This is a genomic window from uncultured Amphritea sp., assembly GCF_937127095.1.
Classification (GTDB): domain Bacteria; phylum Pseudomonadota; class Gammaproteobacteria; order Pseudomonadales; family Balneatricaceae; genus Amphritea.
Map to the genome: position 1 here is coordinate 56,349 of NZ_CAKZLP010000009.1, position 17,788 is coordinate 74,136.

Annotated in this window: 16 protein-coding genes; 6 read left to right on the forward strand and 10 right to left on the reverse strand. The window is 49.1% G+C overall.

The annotated features are described in order from the left end of the window. Window positions 1–36 precede the first annotated feature (36 nt). A complete protein-coding gene (locus Q0499_RS02045; RefSeq protein ID WP_299195481.1) occupies window positions 37–354 on the forward strand; it encodes a hypothetical protein in 318 nt (105 codons plus the stop codon). 315 nt (window positions 355–669) lie between these two features. Here the strand turns inward: Q0499_RS02045 and Q0499_RS02050 are convergent, their stop codons facing one another. From Q0499_RS02050 to glaH, 3 genes are all read right to left on the reverse strand, one after another. Beyond that, window positions 670–1,317, reverse strand: coding sequence for a methyltransferase domain-containing protein (locus Q0499_RS02050; RefSeq protein ID WP_299195483.1), 648 nt, complete (start codon window positions 1,315–1,317; stop codon window positions 670–672). Window positions 1,318–1,501: 184 nt separating this feature from the next. Next, window positions 1,502–2,710, reverse strand: a complete 1,209-nt coding sequence (lhgO, locus tag Q0499_RS02055) for an L-2-hydroxyglutarate oxidase (RefSeq protein ID WP_299195485.1) — start codon at window positions 2,708–2,710, stop codon at window positions 1,502–1,504. 150 nt (window positions 2,711–2,860) lie between these two features. Continuing rightward, window positions 2,861–3,811: a glutarate dioxygenase GlaH gene (gene glaH / locus Q0499_RS02060; RefSeq protein WP_299195487.1), complete on the reverse strand. Its 951-nt coding sequence runs from the start codon at window positions 3,809–3,811 to the stop codon at window positions 2,861–2,863. Window positions 3,812–4,129: 318 nt separating this feature from the next. On the opposite strand from glaH, the gene csiR reads away from it, so the two are divergent. Then, window positions 4,130–4,831 (forward strand): DNA-binding transcriptional regulator CsiR, encoded by a 702-nt coding sequence (csiR, locus tag Q0499_RS02065; protein WP_299195490.1) that lies wholly within the window; start codon window positions 4,130–4,132, stop codon window positions 4,829–4,831. A 23-nt stretch (window positions 4,832–4,854) separates the two neighbouring features. Here the strand turns inward: csiR and Q0499_RS02070 are convergent, their stop codons facing one another. Then, a complete protein-coding gene (locus Q0499_RS02070; protein ID WP_299195493.1) occupies window positions 4,855–5,424 on the reverse strand; it encodes an NnrU family protein in 570 nt (189 codons plus the stop codon). A 413-nt stretch (window positions 5,425–5,837) separates the two neighbouring features. On the opposite strand from Q0499_RS02070, the gene Q0499_RS02075 reads away from it, so the two are divergent. The 3 genes from Q0499_RS02075 to Q0499_RS02085 all read left to right on the forward strand — a co-directional run bounded on the left by Q0499_RS02075 (window position 5,838) and on the right by Q0499_RS02085 (window position 11,673). Beyond that, entirely contained in the window at window positions 5,838–7,736 is a 1,899-nt protein-coding gene (locus Q0499_RS02075; RefSeq protein ID WP_299195495.1) for a PhoX family phosphatase, read from the forward strand. A 293-nt stretch (window positions 7,737–8,029) separates the two neighbouring features. Beyond that, entirely contained in the window at window positions 8,030–9,967 is a 1,938-nt protein-coding gene (locus Q0499_RS02080) for a sensor domain-containing diguanylate cyclase (protein WP_299195497.1), read from the forward strand. Between the two features lie 371 nt (window positions 9,968–10,338). Beyond that, window positions 10,339–11,673, forward strand: coding sequence for a Na+/H+ antiporter NhaC family protein (locus Q0499_RS02085; RefSeq protein WP_299195500.1), 1,335 nt, complete (start codon window positions 10,339–10,341; stop codon window positions 11,671–11,673). 85 nt (window positions 11,674–11,758) lie between these two features. Here Q0499_RS02085 and Q0499_RS02090 read toward each other — a convergent pair whose 3' ends face one another. Next, window positions 11,759–12,943 (reverse strand): MFS transporter, encoded by a 1,185-nt coding sequence (locus tag Q0499_RS02090; protein WP_299195502.1) that lies wholly within the window; start codon window positions 12,941–12,943, stop codon window positions 11,759–11,761. Window positions 12,944–13,058: 115 nt separating this feature from the next. Between Q0499_RS02090 and Q0499_RS02095 the strand changes: the two genes are divergently transcribed. After that, complete coding sequence (locus Q0499_RS02095; RefSeq protein ID WP_299195504.1) at window positions 13,059–13,889, forward strand: helix-turn-helix transcriptional regulator; 831 nt, start codon at window positions 13,059–13,061, stop codon at window positions 13,887–13,889. A 9-nt stretch (window positions 13,890–13,898) separates the two neighbouring features. On the opposite strand, the gene Q0499_RS02100 is transcribed toward Q0499_RS02095, so the two are convergent. From Q0499_RS02100 to Q0499_RS23645, 5 genes are all read right to left on the reverse strand, one after another. After that, window positions 13,899–14,879 carry a GGDEF domain-containing protein gene (locus Q0499_RS02100; RefSeq protein ID WP_299195506.1) on the reverse strand — a complete coding sequence of 327 codons (981 nt, stop codon included), beginning with the start codon at window positions 14,877–14,879 and terminating at the stop codon, window positions 13,899–13,901. A gap of 244 nt (window positions 14,880–15,123) precedes the next feature. Next, complete coding sequence (locus Q0499_RS02105) at window positions 15,124–15,369, reverse strand: hypothetical protein (protein ID WP_299195508.1); 246 nt, start codon at window positions 15,367–15,369, stop codon at window positions 15,124–15,126. A 501-nt stretch (window positions 15,370–15,870) separates the two neighbouring features. Further along, window positions 15,871–16,287: a hypothetical protein gene (locus Q0499_RS02110; protein WP_299195510.1), complete on the reverse strand. Its 417-nt coding sequence runs from the start codon at window positions 16,285–16,287 to the stop codon at window positions 15,871–15,873. Window positions 16,288–16,325: 38 nt separating this feature from the next. Then, complete coding sequence (locus Q0499_RS02115; protein ID WP_299195512.1) at window positions 16,326–16,955, reverse strand: 3'-5' exonuclease; 630 nt, start codon at window positions 16,953–16,955, stop codon at window positions 16,326–16,328. Between the two features lie 5 nt (window positions 16,956–16,960). Beyond that, a complete protein-coding gene (locus tag Q0499_RS23645; RefSeq protein ID WP_363317764.1) occupies window positions 16,961–17,728 on the reverse strand; it encodes a DUF1456 family protein in 768 nt (255 codons plus the stop codon). Window positions 17,729–17,788: the final 60 nt, after the last annotated feature.

Sequence of the window (17,788 nt, forward strand, 5' to 3'; positions counted from 1 at the left end):
TTGATCGTTTATTATACACATCCGGGGAAATTAACGATGATAAAGCGCCAGACCAAGTCAGAACTGCGTAAGCAATTACAGATGCAAACCCAGGCATTCCTTAAACAGGGTGGCCATGTTGCTGAAGTCGCTACCGGTGCTACAGGTCTGATTAATGGCTCTTATCGCAACGCCGGATTCATTCTCAACCCTCAGAGGCAGGAGCGTACGCCGTTGAACGGCGTACTCGCTCAGATCGATGCCCGCAAAGCCGAACGTACTCAGCGGGCAGTGGCTGCGCAAAAGAGCACCCGTCAGCGTAAAAAAGTGATCTATGACGACTTTGGTGAACCTCTGCGAATCGTGTTTGAATAAACACTGAAAGTACGCGTTTATACTCCCCTGCTTGTGCATCTCCCAGGTCAGCAGACCTGGTGAGAGCTCAGCATTCCCCACACGACTAGCTTAGCCAACTCTCCTTTAAGATCGCTTCTCTTTGTTGAACTTTTTAGTAGAACTTTTTAGTCAGACTTTTTTCACCGCAATCGGACAGTACATGCTCCCCATCAGTCGGTGATTCAAACATGCGCTGACCAACAAACTGACCCATTTTCTACCGTTTGATAATCCCGCTTCGCATCTGTAGAGCACAGAGAAAGCATTTCCCCGGGCTAAAAAGAACGTCTGCATTCAGCGGGAATAACTGAGAATCACCCCTTTAAACAGATTAGTCATAAAGACAGGCTGCCCCGGCCGTTCGATAGACAGATTAAATCCGGCTGCGGCCATCGCGCTACTAAACCTTGCGTGTCGTCCCCTGCCGGGATCAACCAGAATAACCTCTGCTCTGGGTTTGCTGTGTTGACAGATAAATTCGGCCAGCTGTTTCACATGTTCATCTTCATAGAGCAGATCACTGCCGATAATCAGATCAAACTCGCCTAAACCGGTCATAGGATCGGCCCAGCCGGTGCGCACAAAAGGCACCTGAGGGTCATTATTGAGAGAGGTATTACGCTGCATAAAGCTTTCCGCCTGGGGATGATAATCGGTGGCGGTAATATCAGCCTGCAGATGGTTCAGCAGGATACTGGTGAGACCGATGCCGCAACCCACTTCCAGAATGCGCTTATCTTTAACATCGATCTGAAACAGATGGTGGGCCAAAACCTGTCCTGACGGCCAGACGATACCAAACAGCGGCCAGCTGGCAGAGGAGATACCCAACGCTTCAGCCTGACCATCATCATCTTCAAACTCCTGATTACTGCGCAGGCTTCGCAGATGAATATCAACAGTGTCAAACTCGTGGGTATCGTAGCGAACGCGAACTGCCATACTGTTTCCTGACGGATTAAGTGAATAGCAGATGGCTTGATATGTGACGGGTAGTTCACAAGGAATATGCTTAGAGATTTCAGGCTACAGGAGATCTGTTTATATAGCGAACTAACAACGGATAAAAAACGCACCTGAAGGTGACCCCTTCAGGTGCGTTTATCATCCTGTTATAGTAATAAGATCAGCGCTGCTGCTCGGCAACCTTATCGCAAATATACTCGCCAATCGGAATCGCGGAGGTGGCCGCAGGCGAAGGCGCATTGCACACGTGCAGCGATCTCGGGCTTTCGGCAAACAGAAAATCATGCACCAGTGAACCATCATTCATCACCGCCTGCGCGCGAATCCCGGCGGGATAGGGTTGCAGATCTTCCACTTTCAGTGTGGGGCAGTATTTCTGTACCAGTTTCAGATAACCGGGCTTCCAGAGGGAGTTTTTGGTTTCAACAATACCAGTGCCGATATGATCCTTTAGCACACGCCAGAACCCAGGGAAGGTAACCATATCCCAGATATCCCGCAGGCTGATATTGATCTTGCCATAGCCTTCACGCTTCCAGCCCTGAACAGCGTTTGGCCCCACGGTCACAGAACCGTCGATCATGCGGGTCAGATGTACCCCCAGAAACGGCAGGTCGGGGTCTGGAATCGGGTAGATCAGATGGTTAACGATATTGTTATATTTTTCCGGCAATTTATAGTATTCGCCGCGGAAAGGGATGATCTGAAAATCAGTTTTAATCCCCAGCATTTTGGTGGTCCGGTCTGCCATCAGACCGGAACAGGTGATCAGAAACTTGCCTTTAAAGCTGACCTGCTGCCCGTTATGCAGCGCATCCACGGTCACTTCATTCGCGCTTTCCTGCAAACCAACGACTTTGTGATTCAGCCGGGCATCGCCGCCCTGCTCGACAAAACGTTGCGCCATTTTGGTGGTCACCTGCTGATAATTTACGATCGCGGTGTCTTTCACCAGCATCCCGCCCACACCAACAATATTGGGTTCCCGGGCTTTCAACTGCTCAGCGTCCAGCAGTTCTACATCGATACCGTTGTCATTACAGCGCTGATAGAGCGCGGTCATCCGCTCCGCTTCCAATGGATTAGTCGCCACCAACAGTTTACCGCACTGATTGTAGGGCACATTATTGTCATCGCAGAACTTCATCGTGGCGGCAACACCCGCCTTACAGAACTGTGCTTTCAGGCTGCCCGGCGCATAGTAGACACCGGCATGGATAACGCCACTGTTATGCCCGGTCTGGTGTTTGGAATAAACCGATTCCTTTTCCAACAACAGGATCTTCGCTTCAGGAAGACGCTGCTGCAGCTGCCATCCTGTCGACATACCGACGATTCCCCCGCCGATGATGATGTAATCGTATGTCATTCATTTCACCCTAAAACATAGAATCAATTGAGCACTATCTTAATTAACTCAGATTGCTCTTAAATACAGACGGATCTTAAATACAGACGGCTCTTAAACACAGACTGCGGAGTCGATTAAACGACTCCGCCGTAGTATATCGGTAGCCTGTTACTTGGTGAAGTGGCCACGCTGACGCAGCAGTTCACGGCTCAGCTGTGGATGAGCAACAAATTTATCACGCCCGTGCAACCAGCAGTGATTCTGAATCACCAGCATGGTACCCACCGGCAAGCGAACCCGGAAGAAATTTTCATCCTCTTCCAGCGACTTGCCCATCTCATACAGGTAAATACCTTCTGCCATATTCTGAGGCTCGGCAAACTGATCAATAAACAGCATATGCGGCTTACCGTTCTTGTCCTCTTCAAAAAAGATCGCGTGTTCAATCTTAGTGTCTACGTTCTTAGACTTAGGCGCCCCCCAGACAATGTTTTTCTTTGCCAGTGGATGACGATAGAACTTGTCCAGATCGGCCCAGTCATCGACGTGCAACAGCAGGGAATCCCCGCCTTCCATATGCGCTTCGCCCAGCTTCTGCATCAGTACGTAATCGGTACGCTCATTGACATAGGTACCATCGTTGTGCAGCTCCATCCGACGGTGAGCCTGACGCAGATAGCTGTCTGAGTTGTCATCATTGAGTACGGTAAAACGCGCATAGTATTTACCATACATCGCATCATGATTTGGCAGACCAACAATATGAGAGATGGCTGTTGACAGTTTAATATCAAACTCGGTGCGCAGTTCGCCCTCTGCGATATCGGGCTGACCCTCATATTGCAACAGAAAAGCACCGGCATTACGGTCCTGCATGGTCGCATTGAGGAACTTACCCAGAGAGTAGTTAGTGATTGCATCTAACTTATCTGCCACTGCATAGCGAAGGAACGGCTTGTATTCCAGTGCCTGTACCGGCCACTCAGCCATCGACTCATCAAACGCAGCAATTGTTTCAGCCGTCAGAGTCACCACCTGCAGGCGCTTGTTAGCAGCATAGGGGGCAACAGAAAAACCTTGAGGTTGAGTCGTTTCAACTTCACGCAACAGAGCAGTCATTTTCTTCTCTCCAAAACTGTATTCGTTCTGTTTATCGCTCTCAACGGATTCACAGCTGAATTCCGCGAGCTTCGATAAAGGGTTGGTTAAATTTTTTGTTCTCTTAGCAAATCGGCGAGCCAGATACTGATCTGGATCAACGCCTGCATCGACGAAATAGAATAATGTCGACATTTTACTTAATCGTCAACAATATTTTAAATAATTATCTTAACTATTAAATATCGATAAATTAAAATAGCCCTCACTGAACAGAAATACTGCGCAGTGAGTTCTTCAGAAATTCATTAAAAATCAGACAAATAAACCGGAAAAACCATGAGAAAGTCGAGAATAGCGGTACCTGACAGCAGCGATAACTCTGCCCTGAAAGTGGTAGGTGAGCTGAAGCAGGATATCCTGACAGGCTATTTTCAGCCCGGGGAAAAACTGAAAATGACCCGCCTGAAAGCACGTTACCAGGTTGGCGTCAGCCCCCTCAGAGAAGCATTGTCGCAACTGTTGATTGAGCAACTGGTGGTGGTCGAAAATCAACGAGGTTTTAAAGTACACCCGGTCTCACGGGAGGAGATGCTTGATATCTATGCGACCCGGGCCGAGATTGAAGCGCTCTGTATCGGTCTTGCGGTAGAGAAAGGCGATGATGAATGGGAAGCGGGCATCCTGGCTGCCGCCCACACAATGCATAAGTTCGGTGATATGGTCGATAAAGACCCACAGGAGTGGGAACGTCGTCATCAGGCATTTCATACGGCAATCGCACAGGGCTGTAACTCGCCTACCCTATTGCAGGTGCGCCGCTCACTGTATGAAAAAGCGTCCCGTTACCGCAACCTCTGGTTGAAGAAAAATATGGCCAACAGCGCAGTGTTTGATGCCAACCAGAAAGAACACCAACTGCTGATTGATGCACTGTTAGCAGGCAATGGCGACACCGCCCGTGAACTGATCAGACAACACCTGCTCAGCCCCAGCCGGGCGCTGGAACAAACCCCCGGGCTGGAGGAGCTGGCAGGCTGAATGCATTCAATATTCGTGAAGCATTAACCGAAGGGCGCTACACCAATTAACCACTTGTGGCCCCAGACAACGGTTAGACCATAGAGCGCTAATCCGACGATAACCAGAATCACGTCGTTATAGGCAGACGCCGGAGCACCAGGCAGTGGTCGTTGCTGACGTTTTTTCATTGAGATGCGGTCAACCACGGCCCAGGCAAGAAAACTGCCAAACAGAACCAGATCGGCCAACGTCCCGTTAACCAACAGATGCGATACAGCCCAGAGTTTCACCGCGATCAGCTGAGGATGAACGGTTACCCGCTTAATTCGTCCGGGAAAGTAAGGTGCAAGGAATAGTATAAAGACCGGTAGCAGTAACAACGCTGATAGGTGACGCATCCAGACAGGCGTAACGTAGACGATATACGGATCAACCCGATACGCCGCATAACCTTTGGCGATCAGCCACAGTCCAGCCAGAGAGATAATTGCATAAAACAGTTTCCAACCCATTTCACTGGCGGCAACAGCCCGATTACGCAACGGCATCGCCACAATGGCGACACTGTGAATACCGAGAAAAAGTATCAAACCCAACACTAAAACCAGCATAGACAAGTTCCTTAAGTAAGCTTTTTATGTACGTGCATTAAAACTGATCTTTAAGACAGCTCGTTAAGGCTGTCCCTTAAGACTGTTTTTGTAAGTAAGTACTTTAAGTAAGCACTTTTGAAAAATAGTTCCTTAAACAGGTTTTTTTAGCCCCGCTCTCATAAACCGGCCTGTTAATACAGCCACCTCACACATGGTCATATGAGCTGATTAAACTAACCTTTTATTATAGTGCTGTAGCTAAACACAGAACCGTTACAAATAACTATCTTTTATAGCGACTGCAGCTAACAAAGCTACCCCGACATCATGTCATCATTCTGTAACACTAAAGTCATCTGAGCGACATAACCAGAGTCTAGTCTGCTTTCTACTAAACGTTTCCACCCACTACCGTTTTTAGGAACACAAGAATGAACAAAGATCTTCTGCAAGCTGACTCAGATTTGCACACCGAACAGGATTCTGATTTCAGTAAAATTATCGATGCAGGTTTGAGCCGTCGACGCTTTTTGCAGGGTGGAGCAACTGCCATGGGCCTGTTTCTGGCGGCAAACCCACTGGCAAAAGCCGTGGCGGCAACGACTAACCCTGAAAGCAAGCTGCTGGGCTTTACGAAAGTGCCCACCAGCACGGCTGATACCTTTGTGGTTCCTGAAGGTTATGTTGCCAAGCCGCTGATCTCTTGGGGTGACCCCATTCTGAAAGGCGCACCGATGTTTGATGAGAGTGGCAAACAACCTTCCAGCGCTCAGGCGGGCCAGTTTGGCGACAATACGGATGGCATGTCTTTCTTCCCACTGTCTGACGACCACGGTCTGCTGGCAGTCAACAACGAGTACACCAACTACAAGCTGCTGTTCGATCACAAAGGCGAAGCGATGACCGCCGATGATGTAAAGAAAGCACAAGCGGCTCATGGTGTTTCTGTGTTTGAAATCAAGCGCACCGCTGATGGTTGGGAATACATCAAAGAGTCTGATTACAACCGCCGTATCACCGCTAACACTGAGATGATGCTGACGGGTCCGGCTGCTGGCCATACGCTTCTGAAAACCAGCGCTGATGACACCGGCATCAAAGTCCTGGGAACGTTCAACAACTGCGCTAACGGTGAAACCCCGTGGGGCACTTACCTCACCTGTGAAGAGAACTTCAACGGTTACTTTGCTAAGCCAGGCGCTGAACTGAATGGCCACGAGAAGCGTTATGGCATAAAAGATGACAGCAAGTATCAATGGTACAAATTCGATCAGCGTTTCGATATCACCAAAGAACCTAACGAACCTAACCGTCACGGCTGGGTAGTAGAGATCGATCCTATGGATCCAACCTCAACTCCTCTGAAGCGTACTGCACTGGGTCGTTTCAAACATGAGAACGCAGCAGTAATCGTTGCCGACAACGGTCATGTTGTGGTGTATCTCGGCGATGATGAGCGCGGTGAGCACCTGTACAAGTTCGTGTCGAAGAACAAGTACAACCCTGCGGATAAAGCAGCTAACCGCAGCCTGCTGGAAGAAGGCACCCTGTACGTATCACGTTTCACCGCTAAAGCGGGCGAAGTTAAGGGTACCGGAGAATGGATTGAGCTGACTTACGGCAAAAACGGTCTGACCAAAGAGAACGGTTTCAACAGTCAGGCAGAAGTTCTTATTTTTGCCCGTGAAGCAGCCACCGTTGTGGGGGCCACTACGATGGACCGTCCAGAGTGGGTTGCCGTCAACCATAAAACCAAAACCGTTTGTTGCACCCTGACCAATAACAAAAACCGTGGTAAGAAAGACAACCAGCCTGTTGGTGGTCCAAACCCCCGAGCCAACAACAAGTATGGCCAGATCGTTCGCTGGAACGAAACCAATGCTGATAACAGCGCTACTACTTTCAAGTGGGACCTGTTCCTGGTTGCCGGTAACCCAAGCGTGCACAAAGACTTCTACGCGGGTTCTGCCAATATCAACGACGAAAATATGTTCAACAGCCCTGATGGTCTGGGATTTGATAATGCTGGACGACTGTGGATTCTGACCGACGGCAAATACTCTAACGAGGGCGACTTCGCCGGTATGGGCAATAACCAGATGCTCTGTGCTGATCCGGAAACCGGTGAAGTACGTCGTTTTGCCACCGGCCCGGTCGCCTGTGAGATCACCGGCATGTCATTCACTCCTGATCAGCGCACCGTATTCATCGGTGTGCAGCATCCGGGTGAAGATGACAAACCTTCCAACTTCCCTGCGGGTGGTAGCAGCAAGCCACGTTCAACCATTATGGCGATTCAGCGTATCGATGGCGGCATCATCGGCGCCTGAAGTTTAGCCTCGCTAAAGACTAAAGCCTCCTTTCGGGGGCTTTTTTATGTTCTGGATTTAACTGACAATCGTCACTGTTGTCATCATCAAACCTCTGCTAATATGAGCGCAATTTTATGGATAAAATAATATAACTTATTCACGTGTAAACGGTTTTTAAATCCAGCCAATGCGCTGATAGCCACCGGCACATGTAGAGGTTATCTTAGCAAAACGCAGAACAGGGCTTCTTAAAAACCATGTTATACCACCTGCTTCTCTTCACTTTACTGATGTCAGCCGAGATGCTGATCATGCAAGCGATGCGGAAGCTGGAGATCACAAGCAGTTTATTCTGGCTGGAAATATTCCTTGACGGGGCCATAGTGTCAGCTATTACTGTCGCTCTGGTACGCTATTTTGTTAAATCGAAAAGACTGATAGCCCGGGAAGATCTGAGTCTTGAATCGACGTTACTGCGTACAGGCATCATCGCTCTTGGCGTAGAGGTCATGCTGATGCTGATCATTCCTCTGGTAAGATTATCCGCAACAGGATTAACAACATTCATTTTAGATGGTCTGTTTTTTGCTCTCATAACCACCCTGTTAATCCATTACCTGCTGTTAAAACCGACCAATCTAATCCCCCTTAATCAACACTCATTGATCGACAAGATTCTTGCTTTACGCAGTTTTCTGTTGTTTTGTTACCTATCCTCCCTGAGTTTATTCCTGCTGTTACTGCTCAATGTGTACCAACAACAGCACCAAAGTTATATTACCCATGCGATTGATCAGGAAGAGCCTCAGCTGGCACTGATAAAAAACAGCCTCAACGACCGGATATCCAAAGCAGCACTAGACACGCTGATGCTGGCCCGGCAGGAAAACCTGCAGCTTTTGCTTAACGGAGACACCGAAGCACTGCACAGGCTGACCCGTGACTATGCTAATCTGGCATCCATCAAGCCAGTCTATGAGCAGATCCGTTTCATCGATACTCAGGGGACTGAGATGATACGCGTTGATCAGGGCACCCTTGGGCCCGTTGTCATCAACCAGACTAATTTGCAAAATAAACTCAATCGCTACTACTTCACGGACTCAATCAAGTTATCTTACGGTCAGATTTATATCTCCCCCATGGACCTCAATATTGAACATGGGCGAATTGAGTTGCCTTATAAGCCGATTGTGCGTACCGCAACCCCGGTGTTCGACCGTCAGGGCGTTAAGCGCGGCATCATCATTATCAACCTGAATGCCTCAACCCTGTTCACTCAGTTAAAGCAGGATGCTGAAAACACAGCGGGCGAGCTGATGCTGCTGAACGAGAATGGCTACTGGTTATTTGGCCACGAACGCGAAGCTGCCTGGGCATTTATGTTCCCGGAATATAAAGACAGAACCATGGAGAAGTATTATCCCGGTATCTGGCAGCAGATCAGAGACCATGACAAAGGTGCTTTTGCTTCACCTTACGGTTATTTTATCTTTGCCACCATTGCGACCGGACGAACAGGGACTGAAAGCGCTGCACAAAACAAACTGGCGGCGGATCTGCGCTGGCCCGAATGGAAGCTAGTCTCACTCGCAAGTCCTGAAGATATCTCCCTGGCGTACAACAATATCCTTATCCCTCTGGTAATGTTTTTTATTCTGACAGCGGCAGTGACGGGCGCGGGATCCCTGCTGTATTTCAGAATTCAGCGAAAAAACCTGATCGCTCAGCAGCAGATTGAGCACCTTGCTCATCATGATATGCTGACGGGACTGTGCAACCGCAACCTGTTTATCCAGATTCTTGAGCTGCAACTGGCAAACTTCAAACGGACCAAAGAACCGTTAGCGCTGCTCTATATGGACCTTGACAACTTCAAGCCCATTAACGATAAGTATGGCCATGAAGCGGGTGACTATGTTTTAAAGCAATTTGCTTATCGCCTCAAAAAAATACTCCGCGAAACCGATACTCTGGCCCGGCTGGGAGGCGATGAGTTTGCTGCGATACTGCCCTCCTTCGGGGATCAAGAACAACTGAAAATTATCGCCCAGCGAATTATAACGGTTATGGAACAACCCTTTATCTTCAATGGGCAGCCACTTTGTATAGGCATCAGCATAGGTATTGCGATTCACTTCAAAGGCCTGCCTCTGGAATCGCTATTGCATGAGGCAGACCAGGCCATGTACGAAGCAAAACGCACACAGGTAAACAGTTTTTACTTTGCCGAAGTCGACGAAAACTGATTACGCTAATATGACACTCACCGGCCTCAGGACAACCATTGAGTCGTCATCAAAAAGTTATTAGATCCTTCCTGGTTATAACCAAAATACTACATTTATAGTAAATCAATATTAGCCCTGAAACGCTCAACGCGTATAATTCCGTCCTTAAATAGAGAGGTTACCTGCCTGGTGCATTCCTCAGCTATATTTCAGCCTGTAATCCACAAGACTGACAGGCTTTTTTCATGCTAATTCTGCTTATCTATAGAATATAATCAGCAACCGACTCCAGTTATCCTGGTCTGGCAATACTGTGTCACAGCCTATGACGATATCCCTGGTTCTGCTTGCGGTTTCAGCATATTACTTTCTGACTCCGGGAGTCTGCAATGAGAGCTAACCCACTCGCACTATTACCGTTATTACTCTTTCTCGCCCTGTTTATCGGCAGCGGCGTTTACTACCAATCAGCCAATGTCGATTACGCCTTCTATCAGATCTCTGCGCCGGTAGCGATTCTGCCCGCGATCGTGCTGGCTCTGCTATTAGATAAAGGCACGCTAAATCAGCGCCTGGAAACCTTTATCCAGGGTGTTGGTGATAGCAACATCATCACCATGTGTCTGATCTACCTGTTAGCCGGTGCATTCGCCAGTGTTGCAAAAGCTGTCGGCGGTGTTGATGCCACAGTCAGTTTTGGCCTGAGTATTATCCCTTCTGAGCTGGTACTGCCCGGCTTGTTTGTCATTACCGCTTTTATCGCCACGGCCATGGGAACCTCAATGGGTACCATCGCCGCGATGGCACCTATTGCTCTGGGACTCACCGAGGTTAGTGATCTGTCGCTGCCCCTTTGCATCGGCGCAGTAGTTGGCGGAGCGATGTTCGGCGACAACCTGTCCATCATCTCCGATACCACCATTGCCGCTACCCGTTCACAGGGCTGTGAGATGCGTGACAAGTTTCGCATGAATTTTAAAATTGCCCTGCCAGCAGCGCTGATCACCCTGGGCTGGCTCTATCTGCAGGGAGCCGATGCCAGTATTACTCAGAGCAGCGAGTATCAGCTGATCAAAGTACTGCCCTACCTGGCAGTGCTGCTGATGGCACTCAGCGGACTGAATGTATTTCTGGTGCTGTTCAGCGGCACACTCCTGGCAGGCGCTATTGGCCTGACAGGGCATGAAGGGTACTCCATCGCCCAGTATTCCAGGGATATCTATGCGGGTTACACAGGCATGCAGGAGATCATGATTCTATCGATGCTAATCGGTGGCCTGGGCGCACTGATGAAGTCACAGGGCGGACTGGAGTTTCTTGCCAGGCAGATTGAACGATTGACATCAAAAGGCGATAACACCAGAACCAGCCCACGTGCAGGTGAAGCTGCAATCAGCACCGCTGTCGCACTCACTAACATCTGCACCGCCAACAACACCGTAGCGATCATCATCTGTGGTGGTCTGGCGAAAGATATCGCCGGTCGTCAACAGGTCGATCCGCGTCGCAGTGCCTGCCTGCTGGATATATTCTCCTGCGTAATACAGGGTCTGTTACCTTATGGTGCCCAGGTATTGCTGGCGGGCTCCATCGCCGGACTCTCACCGTTAGTCGTGATAGGCAATATCCATTACAGCTGGTTGTTGGGTGTAATTGCTATCGGAACGATTGTCTTGGGTAAAAAGCAGTCTCAAGACCGTGATTTCGCGACGAGTAAGCCATAACACAATTTCAGTTTAGCAGGCTCTGCCAGCCACTAGCAGACACGGAGCGCCGTTGCCGCAAGCGGCGCGCCACGTCTGGCACCTTTTAAGCCTGCACTGCTTTCCCCGAAAATGGCACAACTTCCTCACCTGGTCCGGGGTTCTCCGGCACCATCCGTGCGAGCACCAGTGACACAGCCCCCATCGCCGCGCCGGTCAGAAAAACAGCCGCCGGAGAGATAATCCACAAGATACCGTACACAGCAGGCAGCACCACTGCCGCAATATGGTTAATAGTGAATGACACGCCTGCGGTGGATGCCAGATCTTTAGGGTCGGCAATTTTCTGCAGATAGGTTTTCTGCGCAATCGCCATGGAGAACAGCAGATGGTCCGCTATATACAGACCCACCGCGATCCAGGGATCAGATACAACGGCATAGGCGGTAAATACAATAACAAGACCGATGTACTCTATGGTAAGCGTTTTACGCTCGCCCCAGTGGCCAATTAACCGACCGATGCGCGGCGCACAAAACATATTCAGCGCACCATTCACCAGAAACATGATGGAGATCTCACCCGCAGTAAAACCAAACTTTTCCACCATCAGAAAGCTGGCAAACACCATAAAGATCTGCCGCCGGGCGCCCCCCATAAATACCAGCGCGTAGTACAGCCAGTAACGTTTTCGCAGCAATAGTTTTTTGTGCTGCTCAACCTTCACCTCCATTTGGGGAAAGGCCAGCCAGCAAAACAGCGTTATCGCGACCGTGATGCCGCCTGCCAGCAGATAGACGGTTTGCATCGCCAAACCAGAGATATCCAATGCCAGCCATACCAGACCAAAAGCAACCAGACTGGAAAACGAACCGATGGCAACCATCTGCCCTAATCGATACGGTGCCTCATCCTTACTAAAAAGCTGCAGTGACAGCGACTGGTTCATCGTCTCGTAGTAGTGAAACCCCATCGACATCAGCACAGTGGTACAGTACAAACCGATCTCGGTGGGAAAGCAGCCGGTCATCGCCGTCCCCAACCCCAGCAGCAACATAGAGACCAGCGCCAGCGTCTGCTCACGCATCAGAACCAGCAGCAATACTGCGCCAAAAGAGAGAAAACCAGGAACCTCCCGCAACGATTGCAAAATACCGATCTCCACCCCGGTAAAAGCGGCTTTCTCTATCGCAAAGTTATTCAGCAGCGCCATCCACACCCCCATCGACAGAGGCATCGCGCCCGCCAGCAGGAATAGAAACATTTCCGGACGGCGAATTAAATTCAACATAATGATTCCTGAATGATCGGAACATTGGCAACTTAGCAGCAATACCCGACTTGTTTACTCAATTAACGTCTCAGGCTACTTTAAAAAAGATCTAATCTGGCGTATACAATAAATCATGACAACTTATATCGAGAAACAGACAGAGCTGCCTGAAATACCCAAACATTGGGTAACCCTGAAAGGTAAACCGGTCAACCGACTGGAGCATGTCCCCCGTCAGGTGGTCATTCGTAAAGCGGATCATGACGCAGGATTCTATTCCCCTTTTCACAGTCACGGCTGGGGACAGCTTCTGTTTATTGCCGACGGCCTGATTCAGGTATCCGCCAGAGATATTGGTTACTGGGTGGTCCCTCCGCAACGGGCGGTATGGATTCCCGCATTCATCGAACACGATGCACGCACGATCCATCCGGTACAGATGCGCAATGTTTATATTGCACCTGAAGCATCCAGAGATCTGCCTGATCACTGCCAGGTAATCCACGTGACACCGCTGCTGCGAGAACTGATTCTGGAGATGGTTTCCTTTGATACCCTCTATGATGAGCAGGGTTCTCAGGGACGTATGGTTCAGGTGTTCCTCGACCAGCTGAAAGTCATCCCGGAAGCTCCGCTGCACTTGCCTCGCCCGCAGAGCAAACTACTAATAGAGATCGCTCGCCGGTTGAGAGATGACCCCGCCGACCCGCGCTCAATGGAAAGCTGGGCAACCGAACTGGGCACCAGCGCCCGCTCCCTGGCCCGCCACTTTCGCCAGGAAACCGGCATGACCTTTGGCCAGTGGCGACAACAGGCCCGTCTACTGGCAGCCCTGACTCGCATCGCCCAGGGAGATGCGGTTGCAAACGTTGCGCAGGATTTGGGTTATAGCAGTCAGAGCGCCTTTATCACCATGTTTCGCAAAGCACTGGGAAAAACGCCGGGGAGGTATTTTGAGCTGTGAGCACTGCAACTAAAACGTTAGTGGTGACGCTTCATCAGCGCATACCCGGTTGCGTCCCTCCTCTTTCGCCCGATAAAGAGCCCTGTCCGCGCGGGCAAGCAAATCTTTGATCTCATCGTCTGGATGTCTTTCAGCCACACCGAATGAGACGGTTACATTAACGTCAGAACAAAACTGGTCGCTACTCACCAGTCGACATAACTCTTCGGCTTTGGTGACGGCGGCATTGCGACTGGCTTCACTGAGTACGATAGCGAACTCATCACCGCCGAGACGATAGATCGTATCAAACTTTCTGAGTCTTGAACTCAGTAACCTCAGAATAACGCTGAGAGCCTCATCCCCCTTTGCATGACCAAAGGTATCGTTGATGGTTTTAAAATTATCGATATCGAGGATGATGAGTGATAAGGGGGTATGCTGTTCGGTTGCTGAGGAAAAAAACTGTTCCATATGAAAATCAAACAAGCGACGATTACCCGCACCGGTCAACCCGTCCTGAGTCGCCTGCTGCGCGAGTACATCCTGATGACCCGCCATACTCCGGAAAACAATATATGAAAAAACATTAACCAGTGTAATCGTAAAAAGAATACTCAGCTGTTCGATCATAAACAGCTGTGTATTGATGATTGGAAAAACCGCAAACATTGCCAGAATATTTACGATCAACGCTTCCCCCGGTTTGAGCAGGAAGTACCCGGTAATCATGGCCGGATAGAACCAATAGATAAGCAGTGGTCCCTTGATGTTAACCACCAGGACCACCGTAACGAGAAATAACGCGGTGAGAATAATACTGGCTAAGCGTAACTTATTGCTTTTAATGACATACCACCCTATCAGGACCGCCCCCACTAAAGCAGTAGAATCAACCGCAACCATCAGCCAGAGCTGGTCCATCAGACGCAATATGATAAAAGGCAAAACACCGATAACACAGGCTGCACACAAACCCAGGATAATATTTTTTTTATTATAAGACTGCATAGATATACCTACCGCCAAATATTCTACTCTTGACCATATATCTGATTGTCAGAGAAGTAACCTGAATAAGTCCCCACTTAGAGATATATTTGTGCACTCGCATGCTTTAGAACTCAGCATGCCTCTACACTGTTGTATCGCTTACACAAGGGCAGTTACTTTAATCAGTGTATTGCGGTAGTTTGATATAGATGTTTTGTCAGCGGTTGAAATGAGTTTAGCTTTGAAGGCCGGATAGGCGCCATCAATCACCACCGCCATCGCCACCCCAGGAGTCACCCGCAAAATCGCTGCTGTCATTACTATAGCCGTCCGTTCTGCTAGCCCGGCCACCCAGCGGAGTCATCAGCACCAGCCACAGCAGCAATGAAATAAGAAAGATAAAGACGCCTAAAGGGGCGATCGTATTAAACAGTATCTGATCGGAGTACAGATTGGTATAACGCCAGGATGTCCACAGCCCGGCTAAGATAACGATGATTGATTTCATCTTATTTCCTTATAAGAAATTCACAATTTTAACAACGCTTACTGAAACTCGATCCAGGTCGGACAAATATATCCCCATGAGTTTATTATTCGTCTGGATAACATTATGTTTGCTTTAAATCGATACTGCCTGAAATAAACAGGAAAATATCTATCGAAAATATACAAATACTATCAACCAAAAAACATAACGATTTAATGTCCAGACTTTTCAAGGTATACACTTGCTAACCTTCAATAAAACTCAGACAAAAGCTAAGCGGTAGCTACTTCATTCTCGTCCACTGAAAATGAGTAAAACTCATTGATCAGTTACGTGACCCGGTTCGCAAACCGGGCTATCGTGTTTCCATGTATGGTTGATACTGACAAAAAAACTGAGGGGATACAAATAGTTTAGTGTGAATAATTACTCAATATGAGACCCACTAACGTCACACGACACTGAAGCCGTTAAGAAGGTCTTGCAAGCATCAAGCAAGTGGGGCTGCGGCGCTCTTTTTCAACCGCTGATGCGCAACATCAAAGCCGTCTGAGAATCAACCGCGTGGTAGGCGTCCTCTAACAGCTCAAACCCGGTGAAGATAATCTCCAGCGCCCGGTCGTTGGTCAGCAACAGCACAATGCTATAGTCCTTGGTTCTTTCGATCTCGTAGGCGCCGGATTTAAACCAGCTGTTGGCCAGCTCCAGCTGTTCCAGATAGTCTTTACGGGAAACAGAGTGAAACTCCAGCGGAATGGTATCGTTGCCTTTAAACTGCACCGTTGTATAGGTTTTCGGCACCGAGAGAAAATCCCGTTTAGTGGCATAGACAACGGTCAGCACTGACTCACCCTTCGGGCTGTGACTGATAAAGGAACAGTCGGTGCCGGGCTCAGTTTCCAGTGCGGGCAGTTCTGAAAATTTCTTTAAAATCATTCTGCAAATATCCTATAAACGATTATGACTCAGTCGTCTCAGCGTACCAGCTGAGCAACTTTCTGCCCATGTCCACTGTCCTGCAAACCCTGCACAATCCGTAATGCAGCATAGGCATCATTGGCCGCATAAAGTAACTGAGCATCACTCAGTTTCGGTAACGCCCAGTTAGAGGTTGATACTCGTTTTGATTTGTTAAACTTCTGCTGAAACTGAACCGCGATAGCCGCTTTTACCCCGAGCTGACGCCGATAGCCCAGCTGGCTATAGACCGCATCCAGATCGAGAATCCCCTGAATCTCAACTCCAAATTTACGCCGGATATGGCTGCGATCCGATTGCAGACCAAAACCGACTTTGACCACCTGCTTTGCTTCCAGCACCTGACGGATAAGCGGGTAAGCCTCCTGATCATGCAGCTGAAAAATATAGCCGGTCGTCGCCGTCGACAGCTGCACCACATGGGGGCCATCAGAGGCCTGATCTTTACGAAACACCGGTTTTGACTCGGTGTCAAAGCCAACAAAGTTGCAACTCAGCAGATCCTCAAGAGCGGATGTCAGCGCCTCAGCGCCACGGGGTTGTTGTATCTGTTCCAGCACCATGCCCGAAAACGGGGGAAACAGAGCGATCTCATCCCGGGTCGGAGGCAGCAGCTTCTCTTTCATTCAGCTCAGCTCTTCTTCGTGCTTTTCGCCAACGCCTTAGCCCAGACAGAGTTAGTGTCTATGACAGTCTCTTCAGCAGCTGTTTCTGTCACAACTTTTTTAGCCGCTGGTTTATCTGTGCTACTTTTTCTCAGCGCGGGCTTTTTCATCTCATGTTTATGCGCATCGCGCTTTTCACCTGCGGGCTTATCAACAACAAACTGGACATCCGCAGCCTGACGCTTTTCGGCAGAGGGTTTACGCACCGGTTTATCCGATGAGGCAACGGCAGTAGCCGTGGTTCGCTCAGGCTTATTCGCTTTAGCGGAAGGCGCTTTATCGCGCATCTGACTCTGCAATCCGCTGAGAAAGTTTCTCAGCACCTGATCCTGACATTCACGATAGTTCTGATGGCCCTGTTTACGAAACAGAGCACTCAATTCATGCTTGCTAAGCCTGACACCCGCCAGTTTAAGAATTATCAGAATATCGTCAGCGGTAAGATTGAGCGCTATCTTCAGCTTACGGAAGATAATGTTGTTATTCAGACGTTTTTCAGCAACTGGCTGATCGCCCTCCTGGCGTCCCCGCTTCTCGATAATCAGACCATTAAGAAAGCTCGCCATCTCAAAATCGGGCATACGGATATAACCGCTCTCTTCCTCTTTTTTCAGCCAGCTGGTTAGCTGCACCCGGGTTACCGCCAGTTCGGCATGACGAAATACGCCGATCATTTTGGTATCACTGAAATCAAAGGTATAGCGCAGACGGCGGAGAATATCGTTATTGTTCACAAAAAGGGTCCGGACAGAGGAGAATAAGGCCCGCATTTTAGCACAGTTAGCCCTGATTCA